Annotated in this window: 16 protein-coding genes; 11 read left to right on the top strand and 5 right to left on the bottom strand. The window is 73.0% G+C overall.

The features are described from left to right. The first annotated feature begins 74 nt into the window (after positions 1–74). Positions 75–755 (top strand): PAQR family membrane homeostasis protein TrhA, encoded by a 681-nt coding sequence (gene trhA / locus Air01nite_RS23220; protein WP_203705150.1) that lies wholly within the window; start codon positions 75–77, stop codon positions 753–755. A gap of 43 nt (positions 756–798) precedes the next feature. Here the strand turns inward: trhA and Air01nite_RS23215 are convergent, their stop codons facing one another. After that, a complete protein-coding gene (locus Air01nite_RS23215; protein WP_373310447.1) occupies positions 799–1,095 on the bottom strand; it encodes a DUF6458 family protein in 297 nt (98 codons plus the stop codon). Positions 1,096–1,167: 72 nt separating this feature from the next. On the opposite strand from Air01nite_RS23215, the gene Air01nite_RS23210 reads away from it, so the two are divergent. Continuing rightward, positions 1,168–1,674: a SixA phosphatase family protein gene (locus Air01nite_RS23210; RefSeq protein WP_203705148.1), complete on the top strand. Its 507-nt coding sequence runs from the start codon at positions 1,168–1,170 to the stop codon at positions 1,672–1,674. Between the two features lie 3 nt (positions 1,675–1,677). Here the strand turns inward: Air01nite_RS23210 and Air01nite_RS23205 are convergent, their stop codons facing one another. Beyond that, entirely contained in the window at positions 1,678–2,151 is a 474-nt protein-coding gene (locus tag Air01nite_RS23205; RefSeq protein ID WP_203705147.1) for a hypothetical protein, read from the bottom strand. 495 nt (positions 2,152–2,646) lie between these two features. On the opposite strand from Air01nite_RS23205, the gene pdhA reads away from it, so the two are divergent. From pdhA to Air01nite_RS23180, 5 genes are all read left to right on the top strand, one after another. Continuing rightward, on the top strand, positions 2,647–3,771 hold the full coding sequence (gene pdhA, locus Air01nite_RS23200) for a pyruvate dehydrogenase (acetyl-transferring) E1 component subunit alpha (RefSeq protein WP_203705145.1): 1,125 nt from the start codon (positions 2,647–2,649) through the stop codon (positions 3,769–3,771). Continuing rightward, positions 3,768–4,757 carry an alpha-ketoacid dehydrogenase subunit beta gene (locus Air01nite_RS23195; protein WP_203705245.1) on the top strand — a complete coding sequence of 330 codons (990 nt, stop codon included), beginning with the start codon at positions 3,768–3,770 and terminating at the stop codon, positions 4,755–4,757. The genes pdhA and Air01nite_RS23195 overlap by 4 nt, the downstream gene beginning before the upstream one ends. Before the next feature lie 5 nt (positions 4,758–4,762). Then, complete coding sequence (locus Air01nite_RS23190; RefSeq protein ID WP_203705143.1) at positions 4,763–6,163, top strand: dihydrolipoamide acetyltransferase family protein; 1,401 nt, start codon at positions 4,763–4,765, stop codon at positions 6,161–6,163. A 204-nt stretch (positions 6,164–6,367) separates the two neighbouring features. Then, positions 6,368–6,511: a hypothetical protein gene (locus Air01nite_RS23185; RefSeq protein WP_203705142.1), complete on the top strand. Its 144-nt coding sequence runs from the start codon at positions 6,368–6,370 to the stop codon at positions 6,509–6,511. Positions 6,512–6,702: 191 nt separating this feature from the next. Next, complete coding sequence (locus Air01nite_RS23180; RefSeq protein WP_203705141.1) at positions 6,703–9,660, top strand: LppU/SCO3897 family protein; 2,958 nt, start codon at positions 6,703–6,705, stop codon at positions 9,658–9,660. Positions 9,661–9,715: 55 nt separating this feature from the next. Here Air01nite_RS23180 and Air01nite_RS23175 read toward each other — a convergent pair whose 3' ends face one another. The 3 genes from Air01nite_RS23175 to Air01nite_RS23165 are packed head-to-tail and all read right to left on the bottom strand — an operon-like array spanning position 9,716 to position 14,451. After that, complete coding sequence (locus Air01nite_RS23175; protein ID WP_203705140.1) at positions 9,716–10,933, bottom strand: hypothetical protein; 1,218 nt, start codon at positions 10,931–10,933, stop codon at positions 9,716–9,718. Between the two features lie 51 nt (positions 10,934–10,984). Beyond that, the gene (locus Air01nite_RS23170; RefSeq protein WP_203705139.1) at positions 10,985–12,685 is read right to left on the bottom strand and encodes a GTPase; all 1,701 of its coding nucleotides are present in this window, start codon (positions 12,683–12,685) and stop codon (positions 10,985–10,987) included. Continuing rightward, entirely contained in the window at positions 12,682–14,451 is a 1,770-nt protein-coding gene (locus Air01nite_RS23165) for an ABC transporter (protein WP_239090900.1), read from the bottom strand. Before Air01nite_RS23165 ends, Air01nite_RS23170 begins: the two co-directional genes overlap by 4 nt. 146 nt (positions 14,452–14,597) lie before the next feature. Here Air01nite_RS23165 and dnaK point away from each other — a divergent pair, with 146 nt between their 5' ends. Genes dnaK through Air01nite_RS23145 form a run of 4 tightly spaced genes read left to right on the top strand, consistent with a single transcriptional unit; the run spans position 14,598 to position 19,013 of the window. Further along, positions 14,598–16,493: a molecular chaperone DnaK gene (gene dnaK, locus Air01nite_RS23160; RefSeq protein WP_203705138.1), complete on the top strand. Its 1,896-nt coding sequence runs from the start codon at positions 14,598–14,600 to the stop codon at positions 16,491–16,493. 34 nt (positions 16,494–16,527) lie between these two features. Further along, the gene (gene grpE / locus Air01nite_RS23155) at positions 16,528–17,304 is read left to right on the top strand and encodes a nucleotide exchange factor GrpE (RefSeq protein WP_203705137.1); all 777 of its coding nucleotides are present in this window, start codon (positions 16,528–16,530) and stop codon (positions 17,302–17,304) included. A gap of 39 nt (positions 17,305–17,343) precedes the next feature. After that, on the top strand, positions 17,344–18,543 hold the full coding sequence (gene dnaJ / locus Air01nite_RS23150) for a molecular chaperone DnaJ (protein WP_203705136.1): 1,200 nt from the start codon (positions 17,344–17,346) through the stop codon (positions 18,541–18,543). Between the two features lie 8 nt (positions 18,544–18,551). After that, on the top strand, positions 18,552–19,013 hold the full coding sequence (locus Air01nite_RS23145; RefSeq protein ID WP_203705135.1) for a heat shock protein transcriptional repressor HspR: 462 nt from the start codon (positions 18,552–18,554) through the stop codon (positions 19,011–19,013). Positions 19,014–19,026: the final 13 nt, after the last annotated feature.

Here is a 19,026-nt window from a genome sequence, read left to right as displayed (position 1 = left end):
CTGGTGCGCTGCTTCACACCCGCGGTCGCGCGGACTTGCAGACTCCTCCCAGTGCAGGTCGGTAGCCTGATCCGGTGACCACGTCCACCCGATCCCGGATGCGGCCGGTCGACCTCGGCAAGCCGCGGATGCGTGGTTGGCTCCACGCGTACGCCTTCTTCGTCGCGGTCGTGGCCGGTGTCGTGCTCTGCGCGATCGCGGCGACGCGGCCCGGATGGTCCCCGTTCGTCAGCTGTGTCGTCTACAGCGTCACCGTGTGTGCGCTCTTCGGCACCAGCGCGTTGTATCACCGTCGGGTGTGGTCCGAGCGCGGCTACCAGGTCATGCGCCGGCTCGACCACTCGATGATCTTCATCTTCATCGCCGGCACGTACACCCCGTTCGCCGTGCTCCTGCTGCCGACGCGCACGGCGACGATCATCCTCGGCATCGTCTGGGCCGGTGCCATCGGCGGGGTGACACTGAAGCTTTTAAGACCGCACGGGTCGCGGTGGCTGTCCGCGCCCCTCTATCTCGCGCTCGGCTGGGTCGCCCTGGCCGTCATCCCCGACATCCTCCGCAACGGCGGGGTGGCCTGCGTCCTGCTGCTGCTCGCGGGCGGGCTCGCGTACACCGTCGGCGCCGTGTTCTATGCCCTGCGCCGCCCCAACCCCTGGCCGACCGTGTTCGGCCACCACGAGTTCTTCCACGCGTGCACGCTGATCGCGGCGATCTGCCACCACGTCGCGATCTACCTGGCCCTTTTCGCGAAATGAGCGTGGCCCCCCGCCAGGTGGGGGGCCACGGGATCATCGAACGTCAGTACGCGCGGTCGTCCCGGCGCACCTCGTGGTACTCCTCGACCCGCGCGGCCGGGGGCGGCGGGGCGGTGGTCCCGTACGGGGCGCGCGTTTCCCGCACGACGGTGGTCCGCCGGCGGCTCTGCCACCACCACGTGGTGAGGATCAGCCCGACGACGCCGGCGAGCATGAGCACCCACCCGACCACGTCGAGGTCGAGCCAGCCCACGTTGACGTCCAGTGCGAACGCGAAGATCGCGCCGACGGCGATGAGGAAGATGCTGCCACCAATGCCCACTGTGGTCGCCTCCTTCATGATGCGTAGAGCGGGCGGGCACAGTCCGTCTTACCCATGTGCCACACGCGCCAATCAGGCAAGCTTGGTGGCATGACGGAGCGACGGATCCTGTTGGTGCGCCATGCGAAGGCCGACCGGCCCGACGGCGTCGCCGATGTCGATCGCCCGCTCACCGCTCGCGGGCACGCCGACGCGGGTGCGGTCGGCGCCTGGCTCGCCCACCGCGACTACCGGCCTGACCTGGTCATCTGCTCGCCGTCGAAGCGCACCCGGCAGACCTGGCACGGCATCGCCCTCGGCATGGCCGACGCGGCGGGCGCCGACGCCGCGGCGCCCGAGGTCGACTACCGGGCCGAGGTCTACGACGGCGACGAGGACGACATCCTCGACCTGATCCAGGGCGTCGACGACGCGGCCGACACCGTGATGATCATCGGGCACAACCCGTCGGTGTCGGAGACGTCCGAGCTGCTCGACCCCGACAACGGTGCCGACCTGCGCACCAGCGGCATCGCCGTGCACGGCTTCGACGGCACGTGGGCCGAGTGCGGCGGGGGCGCCGCGCCGCTGCTGGAGACCCACACCGCTCGCGGCTGAGGGTCAACGACCGCGGCGCCGACCGTGGGGCGCCGCCGTGTGCACCTGCCGGTGCTTGCAATGGCCGACCGATGCCGTCGGCGAGCGGCGCCACTGCCGGTGCTTGTGCACCACGCGGGCGGCCTCGGCGCGCGGCCGGCCCTCGCGCACGCGCGGCGTCTTCGGCTCGACCTGCCGCCACGCCCGGTCAGGCTGCGCCTCCGCCGGCCGCTGGTGGCGGTGGTGGGTGACTGTCCGCTTGACGGGTCGCCGGGGCGGGGCGGCCGTGCCGGCCGGCGCCGGCAGCTCGACCAGCGGCGGGGGCGTGTCCAGCACTCCGGGGCGGATCGGGATGACCACGACCGGGTCGGGCGAGGGCGGGGCGATGAACGGCGTCGTGCCGGTCATGTCGTCGCCGGCCACCGCGGAGCCGATCTGGCCGGCACCCGGCCCGATCGCGGCGAGGATCGGCAACGACGAGGTCACGGCCAGGGCCATCACGATGAGCGTGTAGCGCCGACCTGGGCCGGAAAGGCCGGTGGCGCGATGTCGACCGCCCGGCGGGGGCCAGGGGGCATGGTCCGGCACGGCCGAACTCCTCGTCTGCAGATGGCTAACCGGAACGGGCCCAATTGGTCCTATTCGGTCATCCCGTTCGGCAACCAGGGTTGCGCAGTTACGCTCGGTCTGCCAGCCACCTACAGCGTGTCTATGTGCCAACTTTCACCCTGCTGGACCAGGCCAGCTCGATCATGGAGAGTGTCAACCGACCTGTGGGACCGCCTCCGGCAATGCGAGGATGGAGGCGACGGCAACGTGGCCGTGGCCTCATGCACCTCCTGCGGCGGGCGCGGAACGCGATGTCGGCTCCCAACCGCGCGGCGGCCCCACCGGGTCAGGCGCGGTGGAAAGAGGGCCGGTCGGCACAGCCGGCAGGCGACAAGCTGCGCGGCCGGGACACCCCCGGCGCCGCACCACAGACAGGGAGACACGATGGCCAAGGGAGGCTCGCCCCCCGACGGGGAGCTTGTCCAGTTACTCACCCCTGAGGGTGAGCGGATCGAGTCGGTGACCGGATCCGACGGCACGGTCTACCGTGCCGACTTCACCGATGAGGAATACCGCGGTCTCTACCGCGATCTGGTGATCGTCCGGAAGCTCGACGCCGAGGCCACCGCCCTGCAGCGCCAGGGCGAGCTGGGCATCTGGGCCAGCCTGCTCGGCCAGGAGGCAGCCCAGGTTGGTTCCGGTCGCGCGCTGCGTTCCCAGGACATGGCCTTCCCGACCTACCGTGAGCACGGCGTCCTCTACTGCCGCGGCATCGACCCGATCATGCCGCTCGGCCTGTTCCGCGGCGTCGACCAGGGCGGCTGGGACCCCAACGAGTTCAAGTTCAACATGTACACGATCGTCATCGGTGCGCAGACCCTGCACGCGACTGGTTATGCGATGGGCGTGACCATGGACGGCAAGACCGGCACCGACGACGGCGAGGCGGTTATCGCCTACTTCGGCGACGGCGCGACCAGCCAGGGCGACGTCAACGAGGCGTTCATCTGGGCCGGCGTGTTCAACGCCCCGCTGGTCTTCTTCTGCCAGAACAACCAGTACGCCATCTCCGAGCCCCTCGAGCGGCAGACCCGCATCCCTCTCTACCGCCGTGCGGGCGGTTTCGGCTTCCCCGGCATCCGGGTCGACGGCAACGACGTGCTGGCGAGCTACGCGGTCACCCGCGCCGCGCTCGACCACGCCCGCCTCGGCCAGGGCCCGACCCTGATCGAGGCCTACACCTACCGGATGGGCGCGCACACGACCAACGACGACCCGACCCGCTACCGCATCGCGAGCGAGGTCGAGGCCTGGCAGGCGAAGGACCCGATCAAGCGGGTACGCGCGTTCCTGGAGCGGGAGCAGGTCGCCGACGCGGCCTTCTTCGCCGAGGTCGACGAGCAGGCCAAGCGCGAGTCCCTGCACCTGCGCGAGCGGGTCCTCGAAATGCCCGACCCGTCGCCGATGACGCTGTTCGACAACGTCTACCCCAACGGCTCGCCCCTGGTCGACCAGGAGCGGGAGCGGTTCGGGCAGTACCTTGCCTCGTTCGAGGGGAGCGCGCACTGATGGCCGAGAAGCTGACACTGGGTAAGGCGCTCACCACCGGCATGCGCCGGGCGCTCGAGAACGACCCCAAGGTCATCATCATGGGCGAGGACGTCGGCAAGCTCGGCGGCGTCTTCCGGATCACCGACGGCCTGCAGAAGGACTTCGGCGAGGACCGGGTGATCGACACGCCGCTGGCCGAATCCGGCATCATCGGCACCGCCGTCGGCCTCGCGATCCGCGGCTACCGCCCGGTCTGCGAGATCCAGTTCGACGGGTTCGTCTATCCCGCGTACGACCAGATCGTCTCGCAGGTCGCGAAGATGCACTTCCGCTCTCAGGGCAAGGTGCGGCTGCCGATCGTCATCCGGATCCCGTTCGGTGGCGGCATCGGTGCGGTCGAGCACCACTCGGAGTCGCCGGAGGCATACTTCGCGCACACCGCCGGCCTCAAGGTGGTCGCCTGCTCGTCGCCGGAAGACGCGTACTACATGATCCAGCAGGCGATCGCGTCCGACGACCCGATCGTGTTCCTGGAGCCGAAGCGGCGCTACTGGGAGAAGGGCGAGGTCGACCTCGGTCTGGACCTGGCTTCCGCCTACCCGCTGCACGCGTCCCGCACGGTGCGCACGGGCACGGACGTGACCGTTCTCGCATACGGGCCGATGGTGCGCACCGCGCTCGACGCGGCCGCCGCGGCCGAGGAGGACGGGCGCTCGCTCGAGGTGATCGACCTGCGCAGTCTCTCGCCGCTCGACATGGGCCCGGTCTACGACTCGGTGCGGCGCACCGGCCGGTGCGTGGTCGTGCACGAGGCACCGAGCAACGTCGGCGTCGGCGCGGAGTTGGCGGCCCGGATCACCGAGGAGTGCTTCTACTCCCTCGAGTCCCCGGTGCTGCGGGTGACCGCTCCCAATACGCCGTATCCCGCGGCTAGGGTCGAAGAGGAATACCTGCCCGACCTCGACCGGGTGCTCGACGCCGTCGACCGCTCGTTCGGCTGGTGACCGCGATGTCCCGGATCAAGCATTTCAACCTGCCCGACCTCGGTGAGGGGTTGGTCGAGGGCGAGATCATCAAGTGGCTCGTCCAGGTGGGCGACGAGATCGAGCTCAACCAGCCGATCGTCGAGGTCGAGACGGCCAAGGCAGCGGTCGAGATCCCGGCGAAGTGGGGCGGCAAGGTCGTCCAGATCCACTACCCCGAGGGTACGACCGTCGAGGTCGGCAACCCGATCATCTCGATCGACACCGACCCGGCCGCCGGCGAGGCTCCGGAGCCGTCGGCCGCCTCGCTGGCCGCCGTCGAGGTGGCGCCCGCGGAGGGGTCCGTCGAGCCGGGTCTGATCGGCGGCCCGGCGCCCAAGGCCAACGCGGTGCTCGTCGGCTACGGGCCGAAGACGCCGTCCGCCAAGCGGCGGCCGCGCAAGACCGACGGGGCTCCCGCTGCGGCCGCGGCCCCGGTCGCGCCGGTGGTTCCCGCGCCGGCCCCTCCGGTCGAGCCACCGGCACCCGCCCCCGGCGCCGGACGCTCAGACCAGGTCGCGCTTGCCAAGCCGCCGGTCCGCAAGCTGGCCAAGGACCTCGGTGTCGACCTGGGCACCCTGGTCGGCTCTGGCCCGCAGGGCTCGATCACCCGCGACGACGTGCTGGCCGCACAGAACGGCGGGGCCGCGCCCGTGGCGGCGCCCTCGGTGGCGGCCGTCCCGGCCGGCGCGCGGGAGCAGCGCATCCCGGTCAAGGGCGTGCGCAAGCTGACCGCCGAGAACATGGTGGCCTCGGCGTTCACCGCGCCGCACGTCACCGTGTTCCTCACCGTCGACATGACCCGCACGATGCAGGCGATCGACCGGCTGCGGGTCCTGCCCGACTGGCGCGAGGTGCGGATCTCCCCGCTGCTCCTGCTGGCCAAGGCCGTGCTCCTGGCGGCCAAGCGGCACCCGATGGTCAACTCGACCTGGGCCGGCGACGAGATCATCGTCAAGGACTACGTCAACCTGGGCATCGCGGCGGCGACCGAGCGTGGGCTGATCGTGCCCAACATCAAGGACGCCGACCGGCTGTCGCTGCGCGGGCTGGCCGACGCACTGACCGCGCTGGTGCAGACCGCCAAGTCGGGCAAGACGCCGCCGGCGGACATGTCCGGCGGCACGCTGACGATCACCAACGTCGGGGTGTTCGGCGTCGACGCGGGCACGCCGATCCTGCCGCCCGGCGAGTCGGCGATCATCGCGTTCGGAGCCGTGCGCGAGATGCCCTGGGTGCACGAGGGTCAGATCCAGATCCGCCAGGTCACCCAGCTGGCCATGTCGTTCGACCACCGGATCATCGACGGTGAGCTGGGCGCGAAGTACCTGCGCGACGTGGGCGCGTTCCTCAGCGATCCCGAGGCGACATTGCTCGCTTGGACCTAGTTCACGGCATTTGTCGAGAGCCGGCGTGGCCTTCGGGCCGCGCCGGCTCTTGCGTTTCTTCGTCCGTCCACCTTGCCGATGACCTTTGTTTGTTCGGCTGGTGGCGCGGCTCACCTAATAATCGTTGGCGGTTGGCGGCCTGGTGCGGTTAAATAGATATCGACACCGGTTGGGGCGAGACCGGTGCGGGACCAGGGAGCACCGATGGAAAGCACCATGTTGGACCGTTACCGCGCACACCGTGAGCGCATGCGCCGGGCCCGTGCCCTCGAGCGCGCGCTCAGCCAGACGCACTCGTCGGCCGTTCGCGCCGAGATCATCGCGATCTCGCAGCGCAACCACTACTGACACCTGCGAACAGAGAGGCCCGTCCGGCTCGTCCGGGCGGGCCTTTCGTGTTGGCGCGATTACCGATCCGCCGCACCGATGCTGCTCACAGCACCGGGATTCCTACCCGTCGCACCGCCCGGTACGGTTGGGCGGGCTGCCCTCCGTCGGCATGACGGGTGGGCCGCTGTTCCGCGATCGAGGAGGCGCAGATGACGTCCGAGGGTCCGCAGCATCCCGGCTACGAGCCGGACGAGGCTGCCCCGGACGCGGGCGGTCCCCGGCGCGGCGAGTTGGATCCCCGGCGCCGGCCGGCAGGGGAGTCCTGGGCGCCGCCGGGCTACGACCCACCACAGCGGACCGACCAGTGGAACCCACCGGGCGCCCAGCCGGCGCCGTGGGGCGCCGGTCCGGCGCAGGGTCACCCGGGCGACAGGTTCGGCGGCCAGGCCGACCACGGCGGCGCCAACGGCCGCCGGCCCGGCCCGGCCGACCCACCGCCGTACACCCCGGCTCCGGCGCCGATCCCCCAAGCCGCCGAGCCGACCCCGCTGCCACCCCAGCAGACCCGGGTTCCGGGCGCGTCGTTCGGCGCCTTCCCGCCCGGCGAGGCACCGTCCGACGGTGGCGGCTTCGGTGCGATCGACTACCACGGCAGGACCGAATACCCGCCGAGCGTGCCGCAGCCGCGCACGTCGAGTGACAGCTCCGCCACCGGCCGCGTGCAGATCCCGCAGCCGACCGACTCCGGCGACGACCAGCCGTCGTCCGGCGGGCCCTCCTACGGCGCGCCGAACGGCTTCGCGCCCAGCGGCTGGGCGCCCACCTCCGACGGCGGCCCCGGCGCCGCGCAGCCCGGCGGCCGGCCGGGTGGCGACCCGGGTGGGTTCGCCGGTTTCGCAGCGCCGCCCGTGCCGCCGCAGGGCACGTCGCCGACCAGCGGCGGCCCGCCCGGAGCGGGCCCGATGGGTTCCGCGTCCGTGGGCTCGGCCCGCGTCGGCGGCTCCGCGTCCGTGCCTATGGGCGCCGTCCGGGTCGACCCCGGCCAGTTCGGTGGCCCCCCGGAGCCGCAGGTCTCCCGCTTCGTGGCCGAGGCCGAGGAACGGGCCGGCCACGTGCCCAGCCAAGGCGGCCCGGGCCAGACGTCCGGCCCGCCGAGCGGTCCGCCGTCGGCCGGCCGCGCCGTCAGCGCCAGTGCTTCGGTGCCGACCGCGAGCCGGGTCCAGCCGGCGACCGACGAGCCGCTGCCGCCCACCGCGGCGACCCCGCCGCAGCCGCGGGTCTACGGCCGCGCGGTGACCGCACCGGCGGAGTCCGCGGCGCAGCCCGACCCGTCGGGCTTCGGCGCGCCGGCGGGTGAGCCGCTGCGCGGCCCCAGCGGCTTCGGCGACCAGCCCGACGGCTTCGGCCGCGCCGGCTCCGCCTCCCCGGGCTCGCCGGCCGGCGGCAACCGGTTCGGCGTCGTGCCGGGCGACGACGGCACCAGCTTCCCCGGCTTCGGCGAGCCGCCGAACCGCGACGGCGGCGAGCAGCAGGGCGGCTTCCCCGGCGCGCCGGGCCGGCCTGGCGAAAACGCGTACGGGGGCCAGCAGCCCGGCTTCCCGCCCGGCTTCCCGGGTTCGCCGGCACGCGACGAACACAGCTTCGGCGGTCCGCAAACCGGTTTCCCGGGCCGCCCTGACGAGGGCTTCGGCGCCCAGCAGCCGGGCTTCCCGGTCCGCGGCGACGAGGGCGGCTTTGGTGGCCCGCAGGGCTTCCCGGGCCGGCCCGACGAGGGCCAGCCCGGTTTCCCGGGTCGCGGTGACGAGGGCGGTTTCGCGGGCCAGCAGCCTGTTTCATCTGGTCGCAGCGGCGAACACGGCTTCGGCGGCCCGCAGCCTGGTTTCCCGGGCCGCGCCGACGAGGGCGGCTTCGGCGGCCCGCAGCCTGGTTTCCCGGGCCGTGGCGACGAGGGCGGTTTCGGTGGACCGCAGCCTGGTTTCCCGGGCCGTGGCGACGAGGGCCAGCCCGGTTTCCCCGGTCGCGGTGACGAGGGTGGTTTCGCGGGTCAGCAGCCTGTTTCACCTGGTCGCAGCGGCGACGCCGGGTTCGGCGGTCAGCCGTCCGGCTTCCCGCAGCGCGGCGACGACGCCGGTTTCGGCGGACCGCAGCCGGGCTTCCCGGCCGCGCCGGGCGGCCAGGCCGGTTTCCCAGGGCGTGCCGACGAGGGCGGCTTCGGTGGCCCGCAGGGCTTCCCGGGGCGGCCGGACGAGACCGGGTTCGCCGGCCAGCCGGGTTTCCCGGGCCGTGACGACTCCGGCTTCGGCGGTCCGCAGCAGCCCGGCTTCCCCGGCCGGTCCGACGACTCGCCGTTCGGTGGCCGCCCGGAAGGCTTCGGCCCCGGCGACGCGCAGGGCCCGCCGACCGCGTTCGGTCCGCCGATCGAGGTGCCACCCCCGCCGCCCGGCCCGCCGGGCACGTTCCGCTCCAGCGCCCGGGTGGCGCCGCCGGACGGTCGGCCGGGTGGCGACCTGCCCGAGGGACCGCAGGGCATCCGCCCGCCGGGCGGCTACGCCGGCAGTGTCGGTGTCCCGCCGGCGCCCGGCTCGCCCGGCTCACCGCAAGCCGGCCCGCACGGCCGGATCAGCGGGCCCATCAACACGGGCCGGCCGCTCGGCGCCGTCAACCGCCCCGGCAACGCCGGCGGCCCGCCGACCGCGACGTGGTCGGCCGGGCCACCCGACGCCGACCAGAACCGGTTCGACGCGTTCCGCCCGGACGCCGAGGCGCCGGCGGCCGCGCCGGCCAAGACCGACGACAAGCCGGACCCGCCGGTCAAGGAGCGCAACGGCCGGGTGCTGGCGATGGTCCTCGGCGCGGCGGTGCTGCTGCTGGTCATCCCGCTGGCGGTGGTTTACGCGTTCACCCGCCCGAGCGGCGACAGCTTCAACCCGGCGATCGGTGAGTGCGTCCGCCAGTCGGGTGGCTCCGCGGAGTCGGCGCTCTGCACCGAGCCGGACGCCTTCGAGGTGGTCGCCCGGGTCGACGACGCGGCCAAGTGCCCCGACAAGGGCCAGCCGTTCGTCGAGGTCTCCGGCGGCCGCTCCGACAACGTGCTGTGCCTGAGCCCCAAGGCGGCGGCCCCGCCGACCGGCGGCACCAACAGCCCGTCGCCCGAGGCGACCAACTGACGGAACAGACAGCGAAAGGGGCGGCCGGAATCCGGCCGCCCCTTTCGCATGCTGGTCAGTCGTCCAGGCGGTCCCGGTTTTCCGCCAGCCAGGCGTCGAGTGCCGCCGGGTCGTTGAGGTCGACCCCTTCGGCGATGAGCTGGGCCACGGCGGCGGTCGCGGGGCTGCGCCGCTCACCGGTCGTGTAGAGGCGGACGAACTCCGGCACGGTGTCCTCCACCGCCTGGTCGGTCGCGGCCACGGCCTCGGCCGGCAGGCCGCGCACGCGTGACGCATAAGCCGCCCAGCCCCGCACCACCCGCGGCAGCAGCGCGGCGTCGTCCATGTCGAGCACCGCCCGCCGGTGCACCCAGTCGAGCAGGAACAGCTCGACCACGATCGGGCTCCACCGCATCGGGTCGGCGTCGGGCAGGCTCGCCGCGTGGTCGAGCACCAGGCTCAGGCAGAAGTGCAGCGAGCCCAGGTCGCCTTCCGGCACCTGGTCGAGCTCGAAGCGGGCGGCTTCCGGCGACGACAGGAACGTGCGGATCAACGCCGACCGCTGCTCGTCGCCGAGCGGCTCGGGCAGGTCGGGCACCGGGCGCAGCGCCGGCGCCGGCAGCAGCGCCAGGCGGGCGCCGACCAGGGCCCGGTCGGTGGCCAGCGAGCCCTCGCCGGGCAGGTCGCCGAGCTCGTCGGTGATCCGCAGGTGCCGGGCCACCTCGTCGCGCAGGGTCCGCGGGTCCTCCTCGCGGAACCAGGTCAGCCCGTCGGCGGCACACATCCGCCGGACCTGGTCGAGGATCCGCTCCGCCGGCCCGCCGACGAACACGTCCTTGGTGATGCCGATGTTGTGGTCGACCAGCGCCACGACGGCGTGTTCGGGGCCGCCCTCGGCGTCGTCGTCGTAGGCGAACGTGGCGAGGTAGGACGTCTGGTCGCCGTACACGTCGCCATAGGCATAAGCGCCCGTCGGTCGCACCCGCCCGAGCTGGCCGGACCACGACGGCGCCTGTGCGCCGGGCTTGACCGCGGCGGCACCCGTCGCGTCGGGCACGAGCGAGGCGAAAACGGACCGGATGGTGGTCGCGGCCGCGGCGCGCCGCCGGGAGGTGGCGGTCAGGAAACCTTCCACGAAGGTACGCACGGCGCCGGCGCGGTCCTCTTCCGCGATCGCGTAGACGCTGCCGAGCAGTGCGGTGCCGAGCATTTCGGCGTCCAGCGCGCAGTCGAGCTTGTCGACGTCCCGCGCGGCCTTGAGCACGGCCTCGAAGGGGGTCTGTGGCGTCGCCATGTGACGACCCTACGCTGGTCCGCCGGAGCGGGCACTAGTGCCGAAAGGCCGCTATCGGGGCGGTCCGGCGGCGGCGTACGCGTCGCGCGCGGTCGTGTAGTCGCGCAGGACCAGCCTGACCGGCGCGATCACGTGATCGCGGCCCACCTCGGCGACCGACTCCCGCATCCGCGCCTCGGCCCGTCGCCGGGCCCGCCGTGCACCCAGACGGATGAACGGCTTCACCAGGATGGCCAGCAGGATGCCCGCGACCAGACCGCCGATCAGCCCGACGGTGGGCAGCGGCACGTCGCCGAACATCGGGTAGTCGAACCTGGGCAGCCCGAGCGCCCGCACGATGTAGCCGGCGACCAGCCAGCCGAGCCCGGCCACGGCGACCAGGGTGAGCAGCCACTGGAGCAGGCCGACGGCTCGCCACCAGGCGCGCTTGCGTTCGACGCCGAGCTCGGTGCCGGCGACGGCCTTGTCGAGCGCGTCGGGCAGGTCGCCCAGCCGGGACCGGGCCGCGTCGCCGACCGCGGCCCGCCAGGCCTCGGGCAGCTCGCCGGCCGCGTGGTCGGTGACGCCGCGCAGCGCGATGCCGAGCGAGGCCCGCTGTGCCGCGGTCGGGTCGGGCAGCGAGGTCGCGGCGGGCGTGGGCGGCTCGCCGCCGCCGGCGGCGAGCTCGGTGTTCGCCACGGGCGGCGTGTGCAGGTGTAGCCGGCGCAGCGGGTCGGGCCGCAGCTTGCGCCAGAACTTGACCAGCGGCCAGCCGGTCGCCGTGCCGGCCCGGTGCCGGTAGGCGCGTTCGGTGGCGTCGGCCACCGCCGGCACGCCCGCGACGCCGGCCAGCGCGTCGGCGAGCCCGCGGACGGTGGCCCGGTCGACGTCGTCGGGCGCGGGGCCGCCGACGAGGTCGTCGAGGCGGGCCAAGGTGGCGTCGACGTCACCGCTGAGCCGGCGCAGCGCGGCCTGGCGCTCCGCCACCGTGCGTTCGAGCAGCCGGCGCAGCTCGACCATGGCCGCGTCCTGGACGGCCGCGGTGGCCAGCACCGGCACGCCGCCGAGACCGTCCTCACCGAGCAGCCGGCGCAGGTCGCCGAGCACCTTCGGCAGGTCGGCGGCGGAGAGGCGGTCGGCCTGGTTGAGCACGACCACGGTGACGTCCTTGTGGCGGTGGAACTCGCGCAGGTAGGCCTCGTGCACCACCCGGTCGGCGTATTTCTGCGGGTCGACCACCCAGACGATCAGGTCGACCAGGCCGAGCAGGCGGTCGACCTCGACCCGGTGCGACGCCTCGACGGAGTCGAAGTCGGGCAGGTCGAGCAGCACCAGACCGCGCAGGGCGGCCTCGTCGTCGCCGTCCAGCGGGCTCTCCCGGGCGAACCGGTTGCGGGGCAGCACCCCGACCCAGTCGAGCAGGCCGCCGGCGCCGTCGGCCGCGCCCCAGACGCAGGCGAACGCCTGGCCCGTGGTCGGCCGGCGCACGCCGACCGGCGAGAGGCGCATGTGCGCCAGCGCGTTGAACAGGCTCGACTTGCCGCTGCCGGTGGCGCCCGCGAGGGCGACCAGGGTGTGGTCGCGGGACAGCGCGAGCCGGCCGGTGGCCCGTTCGACCAGCGTGTGCGCCGGCACCAGGCGCTCCGACGGCAGGTGGCCGTCGGCGGCGTCGAGGAAGCCCTGCACCGCGTCGAGGCGGCCGAGCAGCACGTCGGGGTCGACACGGCGGCTGCCGCGCAGGGTCTCCCGGACCCGCCCCAGGAACTGGGTCACTGCGCCGCCCCCGAACCTCGCTCTGGCAGCGCCAGCTTGACGCCGCTGGTGAGCGCCGCCGCCGACCGCGCCCGCTCGACCTCCTGGGCCGCCGCCCGCAGCTCGCCGGCGGGATCGGCGTCGACGCCGACGGCCTCGATCCGGTCGAAGTAGCGGGCCGCCTCGTCGGCGAGCAGCACGTCGACCCGGTCGAGGAGGTCCTGCCGGGCCTTGGCGGCGAGCCGGCGGATCGCCTGGTCGCCGAAGATCGCTTCGAGCACCTTCTGCGCGGCCAGCGTGGTGCCGGCGGCGGTGCCGATCTCCAGGCCGGTGGGGATGAACGCGGTCGACGCGAACACCGCGATCATGACGGCCAGGCCGGTCGCGTTGACCGCGTACGCCGCGGTGCGGGCGACGAACCGCTTGTCGCTGCCCTCCTGGCGGACCAGCTCCAGCACGCCGCGCTGCCAGTCGCGGACCAGCCGGTCGGCCCGCTCGGCCAGGTCGGGCGTCGGCCGGGCCAGCGACGGCTCGAGCAGCGCGGCGCCGGCCGGATGCGCCTGCCACCCGGTGTATGCGTTCTCGGCGGCGTCCGCCGCCACGCCCCGCAGAAGCGTGGTGAGCTGGGACTCGATCGCCGACTTGAGCCGGTTGCCGGGCTGCGGCCGGCCGGTGACGGCGGCCGTGATCCGGTCGCGCAGCCGGCCGACCCGGGCCTCCAGGCCGCGGAAGAAGTCGCCCGTGCCGACGAACTCGTGCCAGCGGTTGAGCACCTCGCCGCGGAGCAGCCGGCCGTCCTTGAGGCTGCGCTCGACGGTCTCGGCGGCGCCGCGGTAGGCCAGGCGCACCCGGTCGCGCAGGGCCCGGGCCGCCGCGGCCTGCTCGTCGGCCGCGGCCGCGAGCCCGTCGGCGGCCGGCCGCAGCGCTGCCACGGCGCCGTCGAGCGTCCGCCGGACCACGGCCGCGCGCGCATTGGCGTCGCTGGCCAGCCGACCGAACCAGGCCCGCAGCTCAGCGGTGTCGCGGTGCGGCAGCAGGCCCTGGCCGTCCACGTCGGTCTCGGGGAGCACGAACAGCGGCGCCTCGGCGAGGTCGTTGGCCTCGAGCATCTCGGCCAGGTGGGCGGTCACCTCGTCGCCCGCCTCGGGCGGCACCCGGTCGAGCACCAGGGCGATCACCGTGCCGCGGAGCTGGGCGGTGCGCAGCAGCCCCCATGGCACCGCGTCGGCGTAGCGCGCGGCGGTCGTGACGAACAGCCAGAGGTCGGCGGCGGCCAGGAGCTGGGCGGCGAGCTGCCGGTTCTGGTCGACCACCGAGTCGATGTCGGGCGCGTCGAGAAAGGCCAGCCCGGGGGTGAGCGCGGGCGCGGCGACGAGCTGCAGGGTGTGCGGGTCGTCGCTGGGCTGCGTCGTGCGGGTCAGCCCGGGCAGCAGGTCGCCCTGGCGGAACCAGACACTGTCGGACGGGTTGCAGACGAGGACCGGTGCCCGGGTGGTCGGCCGGAGCACCCCGGGCGCGCTCACCCGGGCCTGTACCAGGCTGTTGACCAAAGTCGACTTGCCGGCGCCGGTGGATCCGCCGACCACGACCAGTAACGGCGCGTCGAGCCGGGCCAGCCGGGGCAACAGATAGTCGTCGAGTTGGTCGAGCAGCGCGGCGCCGACCTTCCGGGCCTCGGCCGCGGAGGTCAGGGACAGGGGGTAGTCGGCCGCGGAGATCGCCGCCCGTAGTCGGCCCAGTGCGCCGGGTAGCCCCTCTGGTGCCACCGCCGCTGCCTGCGTCGTCACGGGTAAAGCGTGCCCGATCTATGCGGCCTGTTCAACAGGAACGCGGCGGTTGAAGTTGCGCGAACCACACTCAACCCGATTTGACGAGTGGCGTGATCGTGGCATCATTGAGCCCGATCCACTCAACTTGAGATAAGGAAGTAGCCATGGCACGTGCGGTCGGCATCGACCTCGGCACGACGAACTCGGTCGTCAGCGTCCTCGAAGGCGGTGAGCCCACCGTCATCGCAAATGCGGAGGGTGCGCGCACGACCCCCTCGATCGTCGCGTTCGCCCGCAACGGCGAGGTGCTCGTCGGTGAGGTCGCCAAGCGCCAGGCGGTGACCAACCCGGATCGGACGATCCGTTCGGTCAAGCGGGAAATGGGCACCAACTGGTCGATTGACATCGATGGCAAGAAATACACCTCGCAGGAGATCTCGGCCCGCGTCCTGATGAAGCTCAAGCGGGACGCCGAGGCCTACCTGGGCGAGCAGATCGCCGACGCGGTGATCACCGTCCCGGCGTACTTCAACGACGCCCAGCGCCAGGCCACCAAGGAGGCCGGTGAGATCGCTGGGTTCAACGTGCTCCGGATCGTCAACGAGCCGACCGCGGCCGCTCTGGCCTACGGCCTCGACAAGGGCTCCAAGGAGCAGACCGTCCTGGTCTTCGACCTGGGCGGCGGCACGTTCGACGTGTCCGTCCTCGAGCTCGCCGAGGGTGTCGTCGAGGTCAAGTCCACCTCGGGCGACAACCACCTCGGTGGTGACGACTGGGACGAGCGGGTGATCGAGCACCTGGTCAAGACGTTCCGCGGCCAGCACGGCATCGACCTCGCACAGGACAAGATGGCGCTGCAGCGGCTGCGTGAGGCCGCCGAGAAGGCCAAGATCGAGCTTTCCGCGGCGACCACCACCAACATCAACCTGCCCTACATCACCGCCGGCCAGGCCGGCCCGCTGCACCTCGACGTGACCTTGTCCCGGTCGGAGTTCCAGCGCATGACGCAGGACCTGCTCGACCGCACCAAGCAGCCGTTCGAGTCGGCCATAAAGGACGCGGGCGTCAAGGTCGCCGACGTCGACCACGTCATCCTGGTCGGTGGTTCGACCCGCATGCCGGCCGTGACCGACCTGGTCAAGCAGCTCACCGGCAAGGAGCCCAACAAGGGCGTCAACCCCGACGAGGTCGTCGCGGTCGGTGCCGCGCTGCAGGCCGGCGTGCTCAAGGGCGAGGTCAAGGACGTCCTGCTCCTCGACGTCACCCCGCTGAGCCTGGGCATCGAGACCAAGGGCGGCATCTTCACCAAGCTGATCGAGCGCAACACCACGATCCCGACGAAGCGCTCCGAGGTCTTCACGACGGCCGACGACAACCAGCCGTCCGTGCTGATCCAGGTCTTCCAGGGTGAGCGCGAGATCGCCGCCTACAACAAGAAGCTCGCGACGTTCGAGCTCACCGGTCTCCCGCCGGCGCCGCGGGGCGTGCCGCAGATCGAGGTCACCTTCGACATCGACGCCAACGGCATCGTCCACGTCAACGCCAAGGACCTGGGCACCGGCAAGGAGCAGTCGATGACGATCACCGGTGGCTCCGCGCTGCCGAAGGACGACATCGACCGGATGATGCGCGACGCGCAGGAGCACGCCGACGACGACAAGCGCCGGCGCGACGAGGCCGAGACCCGCAACCTCGCCGAGCAGCTCCAGTGGCAGACTGAGAAGTTCCTCGCGGAGAGCGGCGACAAGCTCCCGGGCGAGTCGCGTGAGCAGATCAACGAGGCGCTCGGCGACCTGCGCAGCGCGCTCGGCGGCACCGACATCGAGAAGATCAAGTCGGCGCACGAGAAGCTGGCGCAGGTCTCGCAGCAGGCCGGCTCGCTGCTCTACTCGCAGCAGCAGGCCGAGCAGCAGGCGGGCCCCGGCGCGGCCGGCCCCGGCGGCACCGCCGGCCCTGGCCCCGACGGCGCGGCCGGCCCGGGCACCAGCGCTCCGGGCGGCAACGGCAACGGTCCGGACGACGTCGTCGACGCCGAGATCGTCGAGGACGACAAGAAGTGACCCGAGGGCACGCGACGTCAGTGAGGATGTCCGCATGACGGAAAAGCCACGAGCCGCCGACCCGGTCGAGGCCGGGTCGGCGCCGGGTGGCACCGAGCGCGACCAGGCCGACGGCAAGGGAGCGGAGCGGATCGTCATCCGGGACAAGCGGCGGATCGACGCGACCGGCAAGCTCAAGAACGAGAAGGACGAGCCTGCGGAGCCGGCCGCCGAAGAGGACACCGAGGTGCCTGGCCCGCAGGCACCGGCCGATCAACAGCCGGTCGACACGCCGGCACCGGCGGCCGACGCCGGCGCCGACGTCGAGGAGCCAGTGGTGGAGCCGGCCGAGCCGGCCGAGCCGGTGGTGGTGCCGGCCGAGCCCGCCGGCGGGCTGGGCGCCGAGCTCGAGTCGCTGCGAGCCGACCTGGAGGAGCGCACCCGCGACCTCCAGCGGGTCTCGGCGGAATACGCCAACTACCGCAAGCGGGTCGACCGCGACCGGGGGCTGGCGGCCGAGCAGACCACGGGCCAGGTGATCAGCACGCTGCTGCCGGTGCTCGACGACCTCGACCGGGCGCGGGAACACGGCGACCTGGTCGGACCGTTCGGAAGTGTGGCGGAGCAGCTCGTCACGGCACTGGGCAAGTTCGGGCTGACCGCGTTCGGCGAGAAGGGCGACCCGTTCGACCCGACCCGCCACGACGCGGTGGCCCACCTGACCTCGGCCGAGGTCACGGAGCCGACGTGCATCGACGTGATGCGCCGCGGCTACCAGCTCGGCGACCGGTTGCTGCGACCGGCGCTGGTCGCGGTGGCCGACCCCGAGTGAGGCTCAACCTGTTAGCAGTCGGAAGGGAGGCGGACTGACGTGGGCTCCAAGGACTGGCTGGAGAAGGACTTCTACGCCGTGCTTGGCGTTCCGAAGTCCGCCTCCGCCGACGAGATCAAGCGCAGCTACCGCAAGCTGGCCCGGGAGCTGCACCCCGACCACAACCCCGGCAACAGCGAGGCGGAGGACCGCTTCAAGGCGGTCTCCGAGGCATACGACGTGCTCTCCGACACCAGTCGGCGCAAGGAGTACGACGAGATGCGCTCGCTGTTCGGCGCGGGAGCGTTCCGGCGCGGCGCGCGCACCGGCGGCGGGCCCGGCCCGGGTGGTTTCGACCCCTCGGACCTGTCGGACCTGTTCGGTGGCTTCGGCGGCGGCGGCGGTGGCGGCCCGACCACGGGCACCGGCCGCGACGGCCGGTTCGGTGGTGCGGGCTTCTCCGACCTGTTCGGCTCGATCTTCTCGGGCGGCCGGAACGCGCAGCCTCGTGGTCCCGCCCGGGGTCGCGACGTGGAGGCGGAGGTCACGCTCGACTTCGGCGACGCGGTCCGCGGTGTGACGCTGCCACTGACGTTGCGGGCGCCGGGCGTCTGCGACACCTGCCACGGCAACGGCGCCAAGCCGGGCACCCAGCCGCGCACCTGCCCGCAGTGCCAGGGCTCCGGGCTGGTCACCCGCAACCAGGGTTCGTTCAGCTTCTCGGAGCCGTGCCGGGAGTGCCAGGGCGTCGGCTCGATCGTCGACGAGAAGTGCCCGGAGTGCCACGGCACCGGCGGCGTCACCAAGGCCCGCACGCTCAACGTGCGGTTCCCGTCGGGCGTCTCCGACGGGCAGCGCATCCGGCTGGCGGGCCGGGGCGAGCCCGGCGACCGCGGCGGTCCGCCCGGTGACCTCTACGTGCTGGTCCGGGTCCGTGCCGACAACATGTTCGGTCGGTCCGGCAACGATCTGACCATCACCGCTCCGATCACGTACGCGGAGGCGGTGTTCGGCACCGACCTGCGGGTCCCCACGCTGGACGGCTACGTGACGCTGCGGGTGCCGCCGGGCACTCCGGCCGGCCGGGTCCTGCGGGCCCGGGGCAAGGGTGTCGTCAAGCGCGATGGACAGGTCGGCGACCTCCTCGTCACCATCGAGGTGGCCGTGCCGACGGCGTTGACCGACGAGGCCCGCGAGGCGCTGGAGAAGTTCGCCGTGCTCTCGCCGGACGCGGGTCGCGACACCTTGTGGCGGAGGTGAGACGTCCGATGACGTCCTACGAGGAAGAGGAAATCTCGGTCACGATCGAAGCGTCGTCCGACGCCAAGATCCTGATCATCTCGGTCGCGGCGCGGATGGCCGGCATGCATCCGCAGACGCTGCGGCAGTACGACCGGCTCGGGCTGGTGCAGCCCGGCCGGGCCGCCGGTGGCGGGCGCCGCTACAGCACCCGCGACGTCGAGTTGCTCCGCGAGGTGCAGCGGCTCAGCCAGGACGAGGGCGTCAACCTCGAGGGCATCCGGCGGATCATCGGCCTGGAGCAGACGGTGGGCGACCTCAGCGACCGGGTCGTCGAGCTCGAGGCGGCGCTGACCGCGGCCTACCAGCGGATCGCCGAGCTCGAGTCGGTCGGCCCCTACTCGCGGGGCGACCTGGTGCCGACCGCCCGCACGTCGACCGCGCTGGTGGTGTGGCGGCCACGCCGAGCGGCCGACCCGCCGACGCGATAAGCGCCCGCACAAG

Origin of the sequence: Asanoa iriomotensis (assembly GCF_016862515.1) — a bacterium.
Taxonomy (GTDB): Bacteria; Actinomycetota; Actinomycetes; order Mycobacteriales; family Micromonosporaceae; genus Asanoa; species Asanoa iriomotensis.
Note: the sequence above shows the minus strand (reverse complement) of the source record. Positions and strands in the feature narration are given on the sequence as shown.

Coding starts and splice junctions, on each gene's coding strand:
- Air01nite_RS23215 (WP_373310447.1), bottom strand. CDS start 1,095: ATGAAGGAGGCGACCACAGTGGGCATTGGTGGCAGCATCTTCCTCATC.
- Air01nite_RS23210 (WP_203705148.1), top strand. CDS start 1,168: ATGACGGAGCGACGGATCCTGTTGGTGCGCCATGCGAAGGCCGACCGG.
- Air01nite_RS23205 (WP_203705147.1), bottom strand. CDS start 2,151: ATGGCCCTGGCCGTGACCTCGTCGTTGCCGATCCTCGCCGCGATCGGG.
- pdhA (WP_203705145.1), top strand. CDS start 2,647: ATGGCCAAGGGAGGCTCGCCCCCCGACGGGGAGCTTGTCCAGTTACTC.
- Air01nite_RS23190 (WP_203705143.1), top strand. CDS start 4,763: ATGTCCCGGATCAAGCATTTCAACCTGCCCGACCTCGGTGAGGGGTTG.
- Air01nite_RS23185 (WP_203705142.1), top strand. CDS start 6,368: ATGGAAAGCACCATGTTGGACCGTTACCGCGCACACCGTGAGCGCATG.
- Air01nite_RS23180 (WP_203705141.1), top strand. CDS start 6,703: ATGACGTCCGAGGGTCCGCAGCATCCCGGCTACGAGCCGGACGAGGCT.
- Air01nite_RS23175 (WP_203705140.1), bottom strand. CDS start 10,933: ATGGCGACGCCACAGACCCCCTTCGAGGCCGTGCTCAAGGCCGCGCGG.
- dnaK (WP_203705138.1), top strand. CDS start 14,598: ATGGCACGTGCGGTCGGCATCGACCTCGGCACGACGAACTCGGTCGTC.
- grpE (WP_203705137.1), top strand. CDS start 16,528: ATGACGGAAAAGCCACGAGCCGCCGACCCGGTCGAGGCCGGGTCGGCG.
- Air01nite_RS23145 (WP_203705135.1), top strand. CDS start 18,552: ATGACGTCCTACGAGGAAGAGGAAATCTCGGTCACGATCGAAGCGTCG.